The 18,913-nt window shown below is 60.2% G+C and carries 13 protein-coding genes and 2 riboswitches; of the genes, 5 read left to right on the top strand and 8 right to left on the bottom strand.

What is annotated here, in order from left to right:
- Nucleotides 1-68: 68 nt before the first annotated feature.
- Nucleotides 69-2,363 carry a 5-methyltetrahydropteroyltriglutamate--homocysteine S-methyltransferase gene (metE, locus tag BGIM_RS0138985; protein WP_029631542.1) on the bottom strand — a complete coding sequence of 765 codons (2,295 nt, stop codon included), beginning with the start codon at nt 2,361-2,363 and terminating at the stop codon, nt 69-71.
- Nucleotides 2,364-2,739: 376 nt separating this feature from the next.
- Nucleotides 2,740-2,941, bottom strand: a riboswitch (cobalamin riboswitch).
- Between the two features lie 142 nt (nt 2,942-3,083).
- A riboswitch (cobalamin riboswitch) is annotated at nt 3,084-3,287 on the top strand.
- A gap of 127 nt (nt 3,288-3,414) precedes the next feature.
- On the opposite strand from metE, the gene BGIM_RS0138980 reads away from it, so the two are divergent.
- Together BGIM_RS0138980 and BGIM_RS59060 are read left to right on the top strand one after the other, a co-directional pair.
- A complete protein-coding gene (locus BGIM_RS0138980) occupies nt 3,415-4,395 on the top strand; it encodes a DUF1559 domain-containing protein (RefSeq protein WP_020475028.1) in 981 nt (326 codons plus the stop codon).
- 93 nt (nt 4,396-4,488) lie between these two features.
- Nucleotides 4,489-10,341, top strand: coding sequence for a DUF4465 domain-containing protein (locus BGIM_RS59060; RefSeq protein WP_020475027.1), 5,853 nt, complete (start codon nt 4,489-4,491; stop codon nt 10,339-10,341).
- A 490-nt stretch (nt 10,342-10,831) separates the two neighbouring features.
- Here BGIM_RS59060 and BGIM_RS0138970 read toward each other — a convergent pair whose 3' ends face one another.
- The 5 genes from BGIM_RS0138970 to BGIM_RS0138945 all read right to left on the bottom strand — a co-directional run bounded on the left by BGIM_RS0138970 (nt 10,832) and on the right by BGIM_RS0138945 (nt 14,769).
- Nucleotides 10,832-11,710, bottom strand: a complete 879-nt coding sequence (locus BGIM_RS0138970) for a hypothetical protein (RefSeq protein ID WP_157369765.1) — start codon at nt 11,708-11,710, stop codon at nt 10,832-10,834.
- Between the two features lie 492 nt (nt 11,711-12,202).
- Entirely contained in the window at nt 12,203-12,724 is a 522-nt protein-coding gene (locus BGIM_RS59050) for a hypothetical protein (protein ID WP_157369764.1), read from the bottom strand.
- A 210-nt stretch (nt 12,725-12,934) separates the two neighbouring features.
- Nucleotides 12,935-13,972, bottom strand: a complete 1,038-nt coding sequence (locus BGIM_RS59045) for a serine/threonine-protein kinase (protein WP_157369763.1) — start codon at nt 13,970-13,972, stop codon at nt 12,935-12,937.
- 84 nt (nt 13,973-14,056) lie between these two features.
- Complete coding sequence (locus BGIM_RS54770; protein WP_020475022.1) at nt 14,057-14,542, bottom strand: ECF-type sigma factor; 486 nt, start codon at nt 14,540-14,542, stop codon at nt 14,057-14,059.
- Nucleotides 14,509-14,769, bottom strand: a complete 261-nt coding sequence (locus tag BGIM_RS0138945) for a hypothetical protein (RefSeq protein WP_020475021.1) — start codon at nt 14,767-14,769, stop codon at nt 14,509-14,511. The genes BGIM_RS54770 and BGIM_RS0138945 overlap by 34 nt, the downstream gene beginning before the upstream one ends.
- 377 nt (nt 14,770-15,146) lie before the next feature.
- Between BGIM_RS0138945 and BGIM_RS59040 the strand changes: the two genes are divergently transcribed.
- Nucleotides 15,147-16,082, top strand: coding sequence for a transposase (locus tag BGIM_RS59040; RefSeq protein ID WP_084760403.1), 936 nt, complete (start codon nt 15,147-15,149; stop codon nt 16,080-16,082).
- Nucleotides 16,083-16,315: 233 nt separating this feature from the next.
- A complete protein-coding gene (locus tag BGIM_RS0138935) occupies nt 16,316-16,648 on the top strand; it encodes a hypothetical protein (RefSeq protein ID WP_020475018.1) in 333 nt (110 codons plus the stop codon).
- Between the two features lie 96 nt (nt 16,649-16,744).
- Here the strand turns inward: BGIM_RS0138935 and BGIM_RS0138930 are convergent, their stop codons facing one another.
- Nucleotides 16,745-17,143, bottom strand: coding sequence for a hypothetical protein (locus BGIM_RS0138930; RefSeq protein WP_040891671.1), 399 nt, complete (start codon nt 17,141-17,143; stop codon nt 16,745-16,747).
- A 93-nt stretch (nt 17,144-17,236) separates the two neighbouring features.
- A complete protein-coding gene (locus BGIM_RS0138925; protein ID WP_020475016.1) occupies nt 17,237-18,238 on the bottom strand; it encodes a DUF1559 domain-containing protein in 1,002 nt (333 codons plus the stop codon).
- A gap of 353 nt (nt 18,239-18,591) precedes the next feature.
- Here BGIM_RS0138925 and BGIM_RS54760 point away from each other — a divergent pair.
- Nucleotides 18,592-18,913: transposase family protein (locus BGIM_RS54760; RefSeq protein ID WP_020475015.1), on the top strand; the 322-nt coding region annotated here is incomplete at its 3' end.

The following is an 18,913-nucleotide window of genomic DNA, read 5'->3' as shown; positions in this document are numbered from 1 at the left end:
CAAATTACCACGGGCCACGAAGCGGAAAGTCCTCCCCAAAATCGAAAGGGTTGCGCCGGTTGGCGCGATTACGCGGATCCGCCGCCCCTTCGGTTGCGGGCGGCCGCGACCATTGCGGTCAAGGCGGGCTTCACTTCTTCCCAACGGCGGGTCTTGAGTCCGCAGTCCGGGTTCACCCACACCTGATCCGGCGACAAGACCGCCAGCGCCTTGTCCAGCAGTTGCTCGATTTCAGCTTGGGACGGCAGCCGGGGCGAGTGGATGTCGTACACCCCCGGCCCGACTTCGTTCGGATACCGGAACTCGCGGAATGCCCCAAGGATTTCCATCTGCGATCGCGACGTTTCCAACGAAATCACGTCCGCGTCCAGGGCTGCGATCGAGTCGATGATGTCGTTGAACTCGCAATAGCACATGTGCGTGTGAATCTGGGTTTCGTCCTTGGCGCCCCCCGCCGCCAGCCGGAAGGCGTCCACCGCCCAGCGGAGGTATGGCGCCCAGTCGGCCCGGCGCAACGGCAGCCCCTCGCGCAAAGCCGGCTCGTCGATCTGGATGACGGCCGCCCCGCCATGCTCCAGATCGGCCACTTCGTCACGAATCGCGCAGGCGATCTGCCAGCAGGTGTCGCGGCGAGGCTGGTCGTCGCGGACAAACGACCATTGCAGGATCGTCACCGGTCCGGTCAGCATCCCCTTGACCGGCTTGCCCGTGAGGGACTGGGCATACTTGGTCCAGGCTGTGGTCATCGGTCCTCGTCGGGTCACGTCCCCGAAGATAATCGGCGGCTTCACGCAGCGGGAGCCGTAGCTCTGCACCCAGCCGTTGGCGGTGAAAACGAACCCGTTGAGTTGTTCGCCGAAGTATTCGACCATGTCGTTCCGCTCAAACTCGCCGTGGACCAGCACGTCGAGACCGACCTGTTCCTGCCAGCGGATCGCCTGTTCGATTTCAGACTTCAGGAACTTGTCGTAGGCGTCGGCGGACAAGGTTCCCGCCTTGTTCGCGGCCCGGGCTTTGCGGACCTCCTCGGTTTGCGGAAACGACCCGATGGTCGTTGTCGGAAACGCCGGGAGTGGGGTCTTGGACCGTTGGGCGGTCTTCCGGCGTTCGTAGGGGGAGCGTCGCTCCAAGATGACCGGAGTGACGGCGGCCAGTCGCGCCCGTACCTCGGGATTGTGGGTTCGCGGAGAGTTTCGCCGGCGGGTGATTGCCGCCTGATTGGCGTCCAGTTGAGCGACCACCTGCGTGCGTTCGCCCCCGGCCGCCTTGGCAATCAAGACGATTTCGTCGAGTTTTTGCCTGGCAAAGGCCAGCCACTCTTTCACCTCGGGATCAAGGGCTGTTTCGTCATCCAGATCGATGGGTGAGTGCAACAGCGAACAAGACGGGGCGATCATCACCCGGCCAAAGCCGAGGCGCTTCACCGCCTTGTCCGCACGCCCGACGGCCGACCAGAGATCGCTCTTCCAGACATTTCGGCCGTCCACCAAACCGAGCGACAGCGTCAACCCCGCCGGGACGGCATCAAGCGCGGCATCCAGTTGGTCTTCGCCGCGAGTCAGATCAAGATGCACCGCCTGCACGGGCAGCTTCAGGACACGCGGCAATGCTTCGCCGATCGGGCCAAAATAAGTGGCGAGCAAAATCTTGAGCGATGGCGCAGACGCCGTCAGCCGGGCAAAAGATTGTTCCAACGCCTCCAGTACACGTTCGTCCACATCGGTGACGAGGCACGGCTCGTCGATCTGCACCCATTCGGCCCCCGCAGCAGCCAGTTCGCGGAGTACCTCTTCGTAAACCGGCAGCAGCGAGGAGAGGAGTTCAAGTGGCTCGAACCCAGGCTCTTTTGCTTTCCCGAGTGTCAGGAAAGTCACCGGGCCGACCAGCACCGGCCGGGCGGGGATGCCGAGGCTCTTCGCCTCCCGAAATTCTCCAACGGCTTTTCGGGAGTCCAATCGGAAGGTCTGGTTGCGTTTGAACTCCGGCACAAGGTAGTGATAATTGGTGTCGTACCACTTGGTCATTTCCAAAGCGGTCGGTCCGGCCTTGCCGTCGCGGGGCTTACCGCCTCGGGCCATGGCGAAGTATTGGTCAAGCGGATCGGAAATGTCCGCGAAACGGTCGGGTATTACCCCGGCCATGATCGCGGTATCGAGCATGTGGTCGTACAGCGTAAAGTCGTTGCATGGAATTTGAGCCAGCCCCGCTTCTTCCTGAAGCTCCCAGTGCGCTTTGCGCAACTGTTTTGCGGTGGAGCGGAGTTGTTCGGCGGGCAGCTTTCCCGCCCAGAATTGTTCAAGAGCCTTCTTGAGTTCCCGATTCCGGCCCATGCGGGGAAATCCGAGATTGGAGGCGATGGTCATGCGTTGTCCCTGATTGTTGGTTTGGTGTTTGCGCAACTTGTTTTTGGCGGCGCGCTCATGCGCGTCTTTTTTGCTCACGTACATGAAGCGAGTGGCTCGCATGGCGAGAATTCTCCGGAACGTGACGCCGCGGTCAGATCACGGAACGGCAAATCCGAGGTGTCTAATCGACTCCGCAGATGCGACCGGTTTGTTGACGGCGGGGACAATCAGGGGGATGAGGATGGTGGAAAACCACCGTGATGATGGACACAGAAACACTCCTTTTCGCCGGGTCGGGTGAAAGGGTGCCTGCGAAAATCAGTCGCCGACGGACAGATGTTGCGCGATGACGCGATTGGAAACGCCTGCCTGCCGGTCGCCTGGTTACGAGGCACCGAACAAAACCCGACAGGCAGGTCTTCTGACTCACGGCTGATAACGATTCCCGGACGGCCTTCCCGCAACTTGCGTCGCAGTGGCAGAATGCCCGGACCTCTCGCCGAATACAGTAGCGGCCCTGCGCCGGATTCTCACCGGCTTCCCTTTTAATCCCCGCGATGAGACACACACGGGGAACCTGTCGGTTCAATGGGAGATGTACCGACCCATGCGTGAATGTCAAGCGAATGACTGTCTTTGTTCCGTCAGCAGGGCCATTCCCTGTTTGGCCTTGTCGATTGGTTAGTTTGAGTTCGCCAGGAGCGAGGCTGACACTGGACGCTCGCGCACACCGGAGTACCTTAATTGTGTCTGACAGGTTCCTCGTCCCATTTCCGGGTACCGAGGACGAAAAGGGAAGCCGGTGAGAATCCGGCGCAGGGCCGCTACTGTATTCGGCGAGAATTCCGGTCATTTTGCCACTGTGACGCAAGTCGCGGGAAGGCCGTCCGGGAATCGTTATCAGCCGTGAGTCAGAAGACCTGCCTGTCGGGTTTGTGTTCGGTGCCTCGGAACCCAGGCGACCGGACAGGCAGGTACGTCTAAAAACCCTACCCCTGTCTGTTCTGTTCTCATTACGGTCCGTCCGGCACCTTTCTTGCCCGTCCCGGCAAAGATAGGAGCTTTTTCTGTGCGGACTGATGGCCTTGTCTCACATTCCCGCCGTGCGTTCACGTTAATCGAGTTGCTGGTTGTCATCGCCATTATCGCGATTCTGATCGGCTTATTGCTGCCGGCCGTTCAGAAGATCCGCGAAGCGGCGAACCGGATGAAGTGCCAGAATAACCTCAAGCAAATTGGCCTGGCCCTGCAAAATTTCCACGGCGCACAAGACTACTTTCCGGTCGGAACGGCTTTGAAGGACTACGCCGAAGGCACCCCTCCCGATGCCATCCCACTCAATGCCCTCAACAACGGCCCCTACCGTCCGGGGCTGTTCGCAAGGATTCTGCCCTACATGGAGCAGGATAACCTCTACCGGCAACTGGCGATGGACCTCGCCATCGACGAGGAGCCCAATCGCTCGGTGGGTCAGACACAGGTCTCGCTCTACCTCTGCCCCTCGGCACGGCACATTTACGGCGTGAAGAAAGCTCCGCACTCGCGGCCGACCAGCGACCCGACACTTGAGCTGGCGGTGATCGACTATAACGGGCTCAACGGCTCCAACCGGTTGTACACAGAAGCTCCTGCCCAGAGTCAACTGCTGGACCACGGGGGATTCGCCGAGCGGCAAGCTCTCCGCATCGGCGACTTCACCGACGGCACCTCCCAGACCATTGATGTGGTGGAGACGGTGAATTTCGGGCGAGGTGTGTGGATCCACGGCCGGCCACATTACAACCAGGCGGCATTTTCGATCAACACCCTCCGGGGGTACAACGGCGCGCCCGACTCCGTGTTCCCAGACGGCTCCAACTTGCCGGTCAGCAACCGAGGGCCGGGCAAGGGACAGGGGGGGACTTGGGGCATCTCCAGTGATCACTCCGGCGGAGCCAACGCCTTGTTCGTTGACGGCTCCGTCCGATTTCTCACCGACGGGCTTTCTCCCCAGACCTTGACCGCCCTGAGCACTCGGGACGGTGGAGAAGTCGTCACCGACCCATATTGACCTCCACTCATTCAAAAACGCGACCATTGATTTGCCCCGCCGCAAGGCGAGGCAGTTGTTTTCACCCTAACCAAACAAACGAAGGACAACGCAATGCGAAAGAAGATCAAGTCTGTCCGGACGCTGCTCCGGCTGGATACCCTGGAAGACCGCACGGTGTTGACAGGCCCTTATGCGCCCGCCGCCGGGCTACCCGGTTCCACGGCCCTCTCCAAAGATGACACCGCCTTCGTGGGCTGGGCGACGGGATATCAAAACTATGTGGTCGGCCCCAATGTGAGTGCCTCCTTCCAGACGCCGCTGAAGGCTCTGGGCAAGGCCACCGGGTCGACCACCGACATCGTTTCACTGGGAGACGGCGGGACGATCACTTTGACGTTCGACAGGCCGATCGCCAACGGCCCCGGCGCGGACTTCGCCACGTTCGAGAATAGTTTTAACGACACGTTCTTGGAACTGGGATTCGTGGAGGTCTCCTCCGACGGTAGTCACTTCGTCCGCTTCCCCAACCATTCGCTCACGCCAAACCCCGTCGGTGGTTTCGGCGCTGTCGATCCGACGAACATCGACGGCTACATCGGCAAATACCGGGTTGGGTACGGCACCCCGTTCGACCTGGAGGAACTTGATGGCGTGGATCCTTTGCTGGATGTCAATTCGGTGAAGTACGTTCGAATCGTGGACATCACCGGCAACGGCAGCGTCCTGGACACAAGCGGCCATCCGATCTACGATCCCTACCCGACCTCGGGCAGCGGCGGCATAGACTTGGAGGCCATTGGGGTGCTGAACTATCGCCCGCAAACGGCGCACTTTGAGGACGTCGGGGCGGGGCTTGCGGACAAGAGCTATTTCAACGGCCCCGACCCGAGCGGCACGCAAGGGACCGGGCCCTTCGGCGATCAGGTCGTCTCCGGTGAGTTCCAGAGCGGCGGTCTCCGGTTTAACAACAATTACTCACTGGACTACGGCAGTTGGAGCGGCTGGGCGTACTCGAACACCACTGACACGACGACGGCTGGCTTCGGCAACCAATTCAGCGCATACCCCGGCTCGGGGGCGGCGAACTCACGCACTTACGCGGTTGCCTTCGACGACGTGTCTGGCAGCTCCCCCCCGCCGACCATTGAACGCACGGCCGCGACGGAGGGCTTGAATTTCCAGACACTATGGATCTCCAACACCACCTACGACGCCCTTTCCATGCGCAACGGCGATCAGTTCGCCAAGAAGTTCGGCGGGGCGACCGGCAACGACCCCGACTTCCTTTTGCTCACGATCACGGGCAAGGACTCCGGCGGGGCCGCCATCGGGACTCTGGATTTCTACCTCGCCGATTATCGATTCGCCGACAACTCGCTTGACTACATCGTCGACAAATGGACTCCGGTCGACGTCTCCAGTCTTGGCAATGCGGCAAGCCTGGAGTTCTCGATCGCTGGTTCAGACGTCGGCGCCTTTGGCTTGAACACGCCGTCCTATTTTGCCTTGGACAACGTGGCCATGGAGGACGTCACCCCGCCGACAGTGATTTCCATTGACGACGGGGACGACGACGACACGGTCGTGGAGAACACGAAGCTGAAGTACACGGTGAAATTTAGCGAGCCGCTCGCCAGAGGTAGCTTCACGGCCGCCGACTTGGATAACGCGGGCACTGCGTCAATATCCATCGGGGCCATCACCGAAGTCTCCGCGGGCACGTACACCGTAGAGGTGACCCCGACCACGGCCGGCACCCTCATCCTTCGGATTCCCGGCGGGGCGGCAGTCAAAGACCTCGCCGGCAACGCTCTCGTCACTCCCTTCCAAGACGACACAACGGTGACGGCGACAGTGAACAACCCGCCGACGGTGGCCAACGCCATCCCGGACCAGACGTTCACCGGCCCGGGTCCGCAGACATTTCAATTCGCGTCCGACACCTTCAACGACGCCGACGGGAACGAGACGCTCACTTACAGCGCCACCCTGGCGGACGGCGCCCCGCTGCCTGCGTGGCTGACTTTCACACCGGCCACGCGCACCTTCAGCGGCAACCCCAGCGCCGGAGACATCACGCCGTTGCAAATCCGAGTGACCACTGACGACGGCAACGGCGGCAGCGTGTTCGACGACTTCCAACTGACGCTGACCAACGTCAACGACACGCCCACGGTGGTTAACGCCATCCCCGACCAGACCTTTACCGGCTCGGGCTCGAAGTCATTTCAGTTCGCGGCCAATACGTTCGCCGACGCCGACGCCGGCGACGTGCTCAGTTACAGCGCCACCCTGGTGGACGGCGCCCCGCTGCCGGCGTGGCTGACTTTCACCCCCGCCACGCGCACCTTCAGCGGCAACCCGGGAGTCACCGACAATAGCCCGTTGCAAATCCGCGTGAAGGCAGACGACAGCAACGGCGGCACGGACACCGAAGACTTCCAGTTAACGCTGGTCAATGTCAACGACACGCCCACGGTTGCCAATACGATCCCCAGCCAGACGTTCACCGGCCCAGGCGCGCACGCGTTCCAGTTCGCGGCCGACACCTTCGCCGACGGGGACGCCGGGGACTCGCTTGCCATCAGCGCCACCCTGATGGGGGGGGCTCCGCTGCCGGCATGGCTGACCTTCACGCCAGCCACGCGCACCTTCAGTGGCAACCCCGGCTCTTCTGACACCAGCCCCTTGCAGATTCGCGTGACCGCCGACGACGGGAACGGCGGCAACGTATCCGCCGACTTCCAACTGACCCTGACCAATGTCAACGACGCGCCGACGGTGGCCAACACGATCCCCGATCAGACGTTCTCCGGTCCGGGCCCGAAAGCATTTCAGTTCGCGGCCAATACGTTCGCCGACGCGGACGCTGGCGACGTGCTCAGTTACAACGCCACCCTGGCAGACGGCAACCCGCTGCCGGCGTGGCTGACTTTCACACCCGCCACCCGTACTTTTAGCGGCAACCCGAGCCCCAGCGATGTCACGCCATTGCAGGTCCGCGTGACCGCCGACGATGGCAGAGGCGGCAACGTTTTCGACGACTTCCAACTAACTTTGGTCAACGTCAACGATCCGCCGACAACCACGGGCATTGCCAACGTGACGGTTGATGAGGATGCCCCCGACTCGGTGATTGATCTGCGGACCGCCTTTGCGGACACAGAAGATGGCGCAGCCGGCCTAATCTACACTGTCCACTCAAACACGAACGCTGCGATGTTCGCCTCAGTATCGATCAATGCATCCACCAACGAGTTGACCCTCGGCTACTCGCCTAATGCTTTCGGCTCAGCCGACATCACCATCCGTGCGACAGACGTGGCCGGCGTGTTTGTGGATAGCGCCTTCACTGTTACCGTCAACCCCGTCAACGACGCACCAGTGGCCAGTGACGACACTGCCAGCGGTAACGAAGACGAGGGTATTATCTCCGGCAATGTGCTGACCAACGACAACGACATCGATAGCCCCGCCCTCACCGTCGGGGAGATCAACGGGCTGGCAGGCAACGTAGGCAATGAGATCACCATCACGGGAGGCAAACTGACCGTCAACAGCAACGGTTCGTTCAGTTTCACACCCAACTCCAACTTTAATGGATCGACCGGATTCACCTACAAGGCCACTGATGGGATGAGTTTGTCGAATCTGGCCACGGTGACGATCACGGTCAACGCCGTCAACGACGCCCCGGTCAACACCCTTCCGGCGGCGACGCTGTCGGTTAACATCGGCCAGGAACTGCTGATCTCCGGCCTCTCGATCAGTGACCCGGATGTGGACACCAACACCGGGACATTTGTGGTGGTCCTCAGCGTCACCACCGGCAAGCTATCGGTGATCACGAATGATCCCAATGCCAGCAGCGTGCTCACCCTCACCGGCACCGTCGGCCAGATCAATGCTTCTCTCGCCGCTGGCGTGTGCTACCAGTCGCCCGCCGCTTCCGCCACCGCCACGTTGACCATGGTCACCAACGATCTGGGCAACGTCGGAATCGGTGGTTTGAAGACGGATACGGACACGAAGTCCATCACGGTCAACGCCCCGGTCACTCATCTGACCCTGTCGGCCCCCGCCAGCAGCCCCGCAGGCGTCCCGTTCCAAGTTACTTTCACCGCCCGCGACATCAACGGCGACGTGGTGACTGGCTACAACGGACCGATTACCCTGACCAGCAGTGACACTCAGGCGGCCTTGGACAGTGTGATCTTTAACCACGGCGTCGGCACGTTCCAGACTACCCTCAAGACTGCCGGCAACCAGACAATCACCGCCACTGTCCAAGGCGACCCGACCCTGACCACGACGTCCGCCGTGATGATCGCCGCGGGCGCGGCGACCCAGATTGCCTTCGTGCAAATGCCGGTCGCCGGCATCGTCGGCGTGCCGCTGGCCCCGGCCTTGATACTCCAGGTGCGCGATGCCTTCAACAATCCCGTTAATGTCAGCGAGAAGGCATCCGTTCGTCTCCTCAACAATCCGTCCGCAGCAACGCTGGGTGGGACCACCAGCGTGAACCTGGTCAACGGCATGGCCACGCTCTCCAATCTGACGGTCAGCAAGGCGGGCACGGGCTACACATTCTTGGTATCGACCGCCACGCTGCCGGGGATCGTGTCCCCCGCCTTCGACGTTCTGGGCACGATCAAGAAATTCCTGGTGACCCCTGCGATCGGTTCGCCTGCCTCGCCCATCACCGCAGGCACCACAATTACCTACAACGTCCGGGCGGTCACCGCTGCCAATCAGGTCGTGGATTATGACGGCATGGTCAAGTTGGGCAGCACCGACAAGCAAGCCGTGTTGCCAGGGAGTCTGGCTTTGACCAACGGCATTGGCAGTTTCACCGTTCAATACAAGACCGCTGGCAGATACGCGGTCACGGTGGCGGATTTGGGCAAAGGCACCATCAAAGGCGTGACCGCTGCGCTGACGGTCAACCCCCAGGCCACGCCCGCCCGCTTCTCTGTCATCGGGACACCTCTGACTACCGGTGACAAGCCCTATAAAGTCACGGTCACCGCCCTGGATGCCTTCGACAACGTGGTCAAGGGCTACACCGGCACCGTGCGGCTGACCAGCGACGGCCCGGCCACCCTGCCAGCCGGCTACACCTTTGTCGCCAAGGACGGGGGCAAGAAAGTCTTCACAATCACGCCGACCACTCCGGGTGTGCAGATCATCACCGTCCAGAACACCGCGGCTTCACCGCTGATCCAAGGCACGGTGCAGACGCGAGCCCTGCCTTACAAGTCTGCCTTCCAAGAGCCGGGCGGCGACTTGGTTATCGGCGGGACGGCCGGCGCCGATACCATTCGGATCCGGCCGGCCAATGTCGACGGCACTCAGGTCTTGGTCTTTTTCGGCACAAGCGCCACGGCGCTGCCCTTGGGACCGTTCACTCCCACAGGCAAGATCTTGATCTACGGACTGGCGGGCAACGACACGATCAAACTGGAGCCGGGTGCCGGTGCCCTGGCAGGGGTGCAGATGGCAGTTCCGATGGTAATCGATGGCGATGTCGGCAACGACACGATCACCCTCACGGGTAGCAGCGCCAACAATGTCGTGGTGGGCGGGGCCGGCAACGACAAGATTACGGGAGGCAGCGGACGCGACATCCTGCTGGGCGGGTTGGGAAGGGACACGCTGATGGGCGGGGCCGGCGACGACATCTTGGTTGCCGACAGTTCGCCCTTGGAAACCAATCAGGCTGGTCTGTTGCAACTGATGGCCGAGTGGGGGAACACCAGTGAAGATTACCTGACACGGCAGCGTCGGTTGATCGGTTCCCTGGTCGATGGGGCCAACAGCCCCACATTCTTAAACAGCACGACCGTCAACAAAGACGGCGTTGCCGATCAGTTGTTTGGCGAGGCCGGTCTCGACTGGTTCGTCTTCTCAACAGGCGACTTGCTGAAGGATCTTCAAGTTGGTGAGCTCCAAAGCAGCTTGTGAGTCTTCGTAACGCGTTCGGAAAAACGAAGAGACGGCGAGGGCAAGTGCTTTTCGCCGTCTCTTCGTTTCCTCACCTCGTCTCAAAAACGCAAGATTTTCTGCCTGCGTCTACTTCACATGCCAACGATTTGAGTTGGGCAAGATCGCAAGGTTGCCAACGTGCGATCACTCGCTTTTTCGTGTCGAATGGCGTCCGCAAAACTAGCTGAGTGATTCAGTTATTTTCCAATACGCCTCGTGCAACGAAAAGACGTTCAGATTTGGACAGGAACCTGATCAAACTGATCGACGAGACGTTGCGGCGTTTGCATAAGAACTTTGTTGCGTCACCAAGAACATTTTGTAGGTGTGCGGCGGTGATTCAATCGCTCAGAGTTGTTCGGTGCCTCGAATCAAAGCCACCGGCTGCCAGCTGGCAACTTCATCAAACTTCTTGTGTCATCGGGAACCTCCGCTCTCGATTCTGTTTGGCGCTCGCCGCCGCCAGCGATCAGTTCTGTCGAGATCTTCTTTCAATTTCTTCCTGCTTTTTTTGAGTTGTTCCGAAAGGTGTATGGCCATGGCAGGTTCCAGAAACTTTTGCACCGTTTCTGACCACGGGGGGGACGGCGCCTCCGCCGTGCAGATCTCCGACGTTGATCAGCGCGTCGAGCAAGACCCATCGATGGGAAAGATCCCGTTCATTGGCGATTGAGATCAGCAGATCGGCCGTGATCCTCGCCCTCCGCAAGCTGTCTCCCGCAACCAGTGCGGCGTCGGAAACGTCGGAATTCGGGTCGTCCGCGAGCAGCAGAACTTCAAGATCCCATTCTTCGGCCTGTGGCAGGAAGTCCACAACAGAACATGCCGCGATCCTCTTTGCAGGCAACTCATCGTGGAACCACTGTCGCACCATCTCCGTCGCCCCCACCCGTCCCAGTTTTCGCCCGATCGCCTGAACAACCCGGCCAGGTGGATTGAGCAGAAGTGCCGTGAGGAAATGTTTTGCGGCTTCTGACGGGCATAAGGCTGACACTACTTGAACATAGGATTCGCCGTCGGTTGTTTCAGGATCTTTCAGAAGTTCCAAAGCGAGCCGGACGACCGGCTCCGGATCCCTGATCCCAAGGATCCGGAGAGCGGCCGCCTTTTCCCCCGGCATTTTGGAAGCCTCATAGGGTCCGTAACCAACTTCCTCGGCCAGCGCAAGGATGTCCGGGCATTTGGCGAATTCGCGAAACAACGCCAAATGGTGCATCCGCCAAATTAACGCACAGATGGCGGGGTGGCGACTCCGGTCGTCCGACGGGCCGGTGACGCCGTCGTCGGCCCCAGTGAAACGGATGTCGGTGCGCGTTCCAGTAAGCCGTCGCCCGGTTGACCGCCTCAACGATCTCCTCCCATGTCCCGAATCGGCGGCCCTTGAGCGCCAAGGACCGCAGAACCTTCCACTATAGTTCGAACAGGTTCAAGTACGCCGCCGCGACCGGCTGGAAGACAGACTCCCACCGCGGGTACGCCACGTTGAAGAGCAGCACGTCGCGGGGCCCGTGGGCGGCCAAGTTGTCGAGGATGGCGCAGATGTGGGCGGGGCCGGCCGACAGCCATTGCTCGACCCGCTCCAAAAAGTCGATCTGCCGACTTGAGATTTCCGCTTTTGAATCATTGGAAACACTCGGTGATCCGGATGCCGTTTCAGGCCGTTCAACACTTTTCGAGGTCGTTGTGGATGGGGGCATTGGCGGCAGAAATGGGAATGCCCCGATTGGTTCGACGGGAAGCCTCCACATCGTTCTGTCCGGATTGATGCGGAGAACGGCGGCACGACAATCAGGTTTTATTGTCGGCGTAATTTGATGTTCAATCGGAGGAAACCAAAAATCTATTTTGGCTCGATTACGCCGCCGTCCCATTTGAACTTGTACTTTGGCAATGCCTTCTGCAACTGGTTGATTCCCTTCGCCGTGATCTTGGTGTTCCCGATCAGGACCAGTTGCGTCAGGTTTTTGCATTCCTTGAGACGGGCCAGCCCCTCGTCGCTCAACGTCATGTTGTCCAGCGTGTTTTGAAGCGCCAGGCTCTTGAGGTTTTTGCATTCCTTGAGGCCGGCCAGCCCGGCGTCATCCACGAGGGAGCCGTTCAACAAGAGTTCGGCGAGGTTTTTGCATTCTTTGAAATTGGCCAGTCCCTCGCCGCTCACCTGCGTGCCTTGCACGCGGATTTCCTTGGGGCCGGCCCCCGTGATGACGACATCCGATCCGTCGATGTTGATGCTGACGTCGGGATCATCGACTTCGACGACCAGCGTCCCCTCCGGTGAAACCAGGCGAATAACCGTGCCGCTCAAATGCGTGGCCCCGGCCGCCTCCGCGAAACCGAGGCCGGCGACGAACATCAGCAGCACGGCGGCGCCGGCGGCCCGGCGACTGGCGGGGCGGCGCGGCCGGGCGGGCGGCCTTCGAAGGTCACCGTCGGCAAATCAGGTGGTTTCGGGAATTTCGCCGGAGCCGCAAGCCAGTAACACGGCCACTTCGCGGGCCGACTGGAACCGGTCGTACGTTCTTGGCGTGCAGTTTGGAGATGATGTCGCAAAGCCGCCGGGGAACTTCGGGAATCACTTTGGGGATCGGTCGCGGCGCGTCCTCGACCACTCGCTTGAGCACTGCGAGCGCGCCATTGGCCCGGAACGGTGGTCGGCCGGAGCAATATGGTGTAGAGGACGCTTCCGAGGCTGAACAAGTCCGCCCGGTGGTCGAGTTTTTCCCCCCAGCGCCTGTTCCGGGGCCATGAACATCGGCGTGTCGGCGATCATCCCCGACTGGGTGATGCTGGCGTCGGCGGCGCGGGCCATACCGAAATCGGTAATCTTGACGCGTTCCTGCGGGCCGTCCTCGATCAGGATGTTGCCGGGTTTGATGTCTCGGTGAATCAGCCCGGTGTCGTGGGCGGCGGCCAGCCCCTCGGCAATTTGCCGGCCGATCCGCGCCGCCTCCCGGGGCTCGATCGGCCCCGACCGGTCAAACCGCTGCTGAAGGGTCTCGCCGGGGATGAATTCCATCACCAGGTAAGGCAGGGGCTGTTCCTCGACCGCATGCACCTGAACGACGTTCTCATGCCGGACCTTGGCGGACGAGCGCGCCTCGCGGAGAAAGCGTTTGCGGGCGGGGGAGGTGGCGGCGACCTGCTTGTTCAGCGCCTTGATGGCGACAACCCGTTGCAGAACATTGTCAAAGGCGCGGAACACGACGCTGAATCCCCCTTTGCCGAGAACTTGGAGGATTTCGTAGTGTCCGAGCCGGCCGAGCGAATCGGGCCGGGATGACGGTTGCAGAAAATCGAGGCCGTCGTCCCCGTCCGATCCGTCGCCTTTGGCCGGGGCCGACCCGTTTTGGCCGGCGGCGGAACGAGTGTCGGGGGAACTGTCGAGGACGAGGTTGGCGTCGGGCCGATCCCCCGACGCGGCCAGTTGGTCTGTGATCGGTTTGTTCAGGAAACTTCCGGCTTTTGGGTGGGCTTTCAAAAGGATTTCGATCTCCCGGCTCAACTTCGCATCGTCGCCGCAGGCCGAGTCCAGAAAGGCTGTTCGCTCGGATTCCGTCCCCTTTTCTAGGGCGGCGAAAAACAGGTCTTCTACGGCGGACGTTTTGCTCATGACCTCGCTCCACGGACCGGTTGCCTTAGCTTCAATGCGACGAAAGGCCCTCAAATCCTTCATCAAAATGAGGATTTGTTGAAATTATTCCGAGTTCGTCCCGGAGAGACGCGCGTAGAGCCGGGCGCGGGCGAAGGTCCAGTGCCTTTCCGTCGTGGAAAGCGAAATGTCCAGCGAACTGGCGATTTCCGGCATGGTCAGCCCGGCGAAAAAGCGGAGCTTGACCACCTCGGCCTTGGCCGAGTCGAGATCCGTCAGGCGGGTCAACGCCTCGTCAATCGCCAGGAGATCCTCGTCGGGAACCAGTTCCAGCGACTCGGCCGCGTCCAGATCGACGAGCCGACGGCCGAGACCGTCCCGGAGCCGCTTTTTGCGGCGGGCGCTCTCAACCAGCAACCGGCGCATGGCCTCGGCGGCGGCGAAGAAATGGCCCCGGCTGTCCCACTTCCGGCCGACAGCGTTTTCAGCCCCGATCCTTGGATGTCGCCGATGTCCACATAACCGTCCCCCCGTTTTGGCTTTGACCACCGTGATGCTCAGGACGCTCCTGGCTGGATCGGTGTTCTCCAACACGATCCCCGCGATCGGCCCCGCGCCGCCGACAAGGGGGCGTACTGAAGGACGGCGATCTTGCCGACGTTGGCGGGCGTCAGCCGCACCGTCTGTTTGTCGTCGTCGGTGTCGGTGAAAGTGCCGACATTGCCCGCCAGAAAGCTGGAATCCACGGCGACAGTGACCCCGCCGGACAACCCCGGCAGGCTGGTGTTGCCGACGTTGTCAACGGCGCGGACGCTCACGAAATAGATCTGGCCGCCGACCAGGGAAAGCGAGCTGGCGCATGATCATCATGGGAACGGCCGCTTATTCGTTATGACCTGCGAAACCCGCCTGTTTCGCCACCCGCCGGAGGCGCGTCAACGTCACGCATTCCCAATGCGACGCGCCGGGTGAAAACCCTTCAAGATTTTTCAGATTTGTTTCTTTGACCCGCCCGGAGCCTCAAGCAAATCGGCGATCTCATGGGTGAGATGAGCCGGGCCAGTGCGGACGGCTTTAGGGGGCGTTGATGCCATTTGTGACGAGCCGGAGTTGGTGGAGACGCCGAGACCCGCAAGATTTTTGCGCCCGTCTCGCCATTAACACAACATCGCTGTGACAAAGAGGCGAGTTTCGGGTGGGATTTTCTCCATCCTATCGGGAGGGATTCGTCGTGACGAGCGAGCAACTTCAGGAGATCGGGTCGGCGTTGACCGCCTTTTTGCGGACTTTCGAGCAGTTTTTTGACAATCCGCAGGGGGTTGTTCATCTTCGGAATTATTCGCGAGGGCTGCTCTCGGATCTGGAACGAAAGGCCGCCGAGCCGCTGGCGCTGTTCTCCGGCGTCCCGGTCCGCAACGTCCGGCAGTTTCTCAAGGCTTGCGTCTGGGACGACCGGGGGCTGGTCGACGCGGTTCAACAACACTTGCGCGAGGAAGCCGTCCGCCGGCCCGACGACGGTTTGGGGACGGTGGCGGTCAGCGACGAGACCAGCGCCGTCAAGGAAGGGGACAATACGCCGGGCGTGCAACGGCAATACCTCGGCTGTCTCGGCAAGATCGAGAACGGCATCGTCACGGTTCACCTGGCGGCGGTGAAAAACGGCTTCAAGACCCTGCTCGACGGCGAGTTGTTCCTGCCGAAATCGTGGGACGAAGACCGGGATGGACACGCACACCTCGCCGACTATCAATGCATTTCACATCCGGGGCATGGTTTTGTACGAATGTTCTGCCGCGATCATGCTGCCGAGAACAGTTACGATCAATACGTTCCCAAATCCATCGCAAGTGAGATAACCAGATTGACAGGTGTGGAAGATGAGTATCCGCCTCTGGGCGTTTCGACCTATCTGAACGGATTCCAAGATGCCATGGCCGTCATCCGCGTCCAGCAGAAGCAGATCGAGGCAGTAAGAGAGGCGTTGCGGCTCTTCAAAGATAACCTGCTGCCCCACAGCAATGATCCCGAGGATGACCTGTCTGTCCCCACCGAAGAGCTTTTGACCAATGGCTACTGCCTCGCGGAGGAAGTCCTTGCCGCCACCGATCCAAACCAAGAGCTACCTGTATGACCCATCAACTTCCATCCGACTTCGCCAAGGCAAAAACCATGTTCCAGCAAAGGGCCGTCCTGGCCGCCCTGGGCGTAAACCAACCGCCACCATTTGCGATGCGGGGTGTGCGGTGACCACCACGAAGGCGATGTGCCGTTCACTTGTGCAAATGGGGATGGCGAATGAGCAAATAACCCTCATTTCTGGAAGGGCAGGTTTTCGAGTTCAATTACCCGTTCTTCCGCGAAGAAGTGAATCTGTTCGACGGTGAAGGAACCTACAAAACGTTGTCATGGCGTCCCGGGGTTCGTCATGAGCTGATGGGTTACGGTGATCCAGTGGCAGTTGCGGATGGCGTGGGAAGCCAGATCGTGACCGTAGTCAGCGTCCACAAGCCCGGCAAATTTCCTGAAAGGATCTTCTTTATCCGTCATTGGAAGAACCCGGAAGGCAAAATGTTTGGGAAGTCAAAGTTACGAATGAAAACGACACCGGCGTTCAGAAAGCTGGTCGCCGGGTATGGGTTTGAGTTTGAGTTTGAGGTTTTGCAAGAACTCTGGTCGGCAAGCAGTCCAATCGCATGACCGAACCACGCAGTCGCCACAACTGCCGGGAAGGGGTGGGCAAATCGAGATTGTCGTCGGTCTCCGTGGGTTGGCGTGGATAACACCAATCCACTCTTATCTGGCGCTGACTTCAAACTTGAAATCGTTCGTTCCGCCGGCCGTCACTTCGGCGGTGAGTTGGCTGGAGATGCCAAACCGTTCCGGCAGGTAGTTCAGTTTGGTGGGTTTCTTCTCAGGGTCGGTGGAAAGCGGCGGCCCATCCTTGAAAGCCCGGACTTCGACTTTGTTTTTGCCAACATTGGCATTCCCGGAGTAGGCTCCGTCTTTGATCGGAAAAGTGGTCGGAGCCTCGTTGGACACCAAGAACGAGATTTCCCCCTCGGCCAGGGGTTTTCCGTCGATCATCACGCTCCCCTTTACGGGAACAGCCACCGCTTTCTTTTTTCCCGAGTCGCAACCCGTGGTCGAGACGATTGTGATGAAGAGGGCCATCAGCCAGGCACGCCGATCCATGGGGCAGTCATCCTTCGTTTGAAACAAATGGAGCAAGAGCGATTGCCTCCCGAATTGCCCGGAAGGCCGTCGTCGGAATGTCAAATTCTGCGATCAGTTGGCGCTCGCCGCCACGCCGTCATTCCCGCCCGCAAGCCGCTGCAAGATGGTCACATCCAGCGCCTGTCGCAAAAACCGGACTGATCCGTCGCCCATGCCGGCCAGGCAACCGCCCGTGTGGCTGGAAGACAGCGGAATGTTGTTTCCGGTGTTGTCATTTGTTCCGTTTGAACCGGAGTTGCCAAGCCCGCGCTGATTGATCGACCAGCGAACGGTGGTGCAATTGAACGCACGGTCCGTCCAGGCGGCGCCGACGGCCGTGGTGCCCGCCCCCATTGTCCAGCCATCCGGTCCCTGACTCGTGATGGCCATGTTTGAGTACGTCGCGCTGATGATTGGCGCGTTGGCGGCATCCCGGAGATGGTCGCTCTGCTCGCCGACCATCAGGGTGTTGCTGGAGCCGTCGGTGATGCTGGCGAACGTCTGCTGGCTGTTGGCAAACAGAAATCCAGTCCCGGAAGTGTAGCCGGACGCCCCGGAACCCAGAGTGGTGTCAAGCGCCGATCCGGAGATGCCCATGTACGAGGTGTACATCTCCAACGCCGAGCCTGTCTTGACCCATGGGGACATGGCGGGGAGAACGGTGGACGGACATCGATACGTTTTGATGGTGACGTTGTTTACCAACGCAATGTTGGTCGCGTTCGTGTAACCGCTGTTGTTGTTAAACTGCCATTGTTTGTAGATGTTGCCCTGCTCGATGTATGGCAGAATGTACACCTTCCACGACGACCCCCATCCATTGGTCCCGTTGCCAAAGGGAGCGACGTCATTGGAGCAGCCGGGGGGAAATTTGTTGTTGTCGTCATGGTAGCCGTGCAGTGCCAGGCCAACCTGCTTGAGGTTATTGGAGCAACTCATGCGGTTGGCGGCCTCGCGGATCTTTTGCACGGCGGGCAGCAGAAGTCCGATGAGGATGGCGATGATGGCGATCACCACCAGCAGTTCAATCAAGGTGAACCCGTCGCGGAGTTTCCCCAAGATTCTTGTTGACATGATTCGGTTTCTTTCGAGAGAAAAAGGGGCGGAAAAAACACATCAAACATGTTGGAAGGAGAGGTTTCCGTTTGGTCGTGTTTGAAAAGAGTGATCGCAATCTTAAATCACACACAATGACCCGATGGTCCGTCCTCGCGGAAAAAATCACCACATTGAGGAATGGAAAAGAGGGATATCCTTTCATCAAACCAGCCGGTCCAAGATTTAAATCAAGAGACTGGAAAATTGGCGGGAATTTCAACGGTGGAGAATTTGTTTTAAACACGCCAGAAGTGGCAGGGCTACTCAGCGGTTGATCTTGGGCAGGATGGCGAAATTGGTTATGGAGGATTTCCTTTTGGAGATCCGTCATGGCCGCGTCGCTGATCGATTTGTTGCGAGAACTCAAAGACCCGCGTGACCCGCGCGGGTTGCAGTATCCGCTGGCGTCCGTTCTGGGACTGTGCCTGGTCGCCATTCTCGCCGGGCACACCAGTCTGGCCGCCATTGCCCACTTCGGCCGTCTGCGCGGCCCGCGACTCGGCCACCCTCTCGGGTTCCCGAGCAAGAAGATGCCTGCGGCCAACACCCTGTCGTTGCTGCTGCGTGATCTGGACGCCGGCCACCTGGACCGGATCATCGGGGCGTGGCTGGCCGGGCGGCACGCGGCCGGATGGGACCATGTGGCCATTG

The sequence above is a fragment of the Zavarzinella formosa DSM 19928 genome, from assembly GCF_000255705.1.
Classification (GTDB): Bacteria; Planctomycetota; Planctomycetia; order Gemmatales; family Gemmataceae; genus Zavarzinella; species Zavarzinella formosa.
The sequence above is the reverse complement of the archived record's forward strand: the minus strand, read 5'-3'. Positions and strand labels throughout refer to the sequence as shown.

What these genes read in the sequence shown, in the direction of transcription:
- metE (WP_029631542.1), bottom strand. Translation starts at nt 2,363, where the DNA reads ATGACCATCGCCTCCAATCTCGGATTTCCCCGCATGGGCCGGAATCGG.
- BGIM_RS59060 (WP_020475027.1), top strand. Translation starts at nt 4,489, where the DNA reads ATGCGAAAGAAGATCAAGTCTGTCCGGACGCTGCTCCGGCTGGATACC.
- BGIM_RS59045 (WP_157369763.1), bottom strand. Translation starts at nt 13,972, where the DNA reads ATGAGCAAAACGTCCGCCGTAGAAGACCTGTTTTTCGCCGCCCTAGAA.
- BGIM_RS0138930 (WP_040891671.1), bottom strand. Translation starts at nt 17,143, where the DNA reads ATGGATCGGCGTGCCTGGCTGATGGCCCTCTTCATCACAATCGTCTCG.
- BGIM_RS0138925 (WP_020475016.1), bottom strand. Translation starts at nt 18,238, where the DNA reads ATGTCAACAAGAATCTTGGGGAAACTCCGCGACGGGTTCACCTTGATT.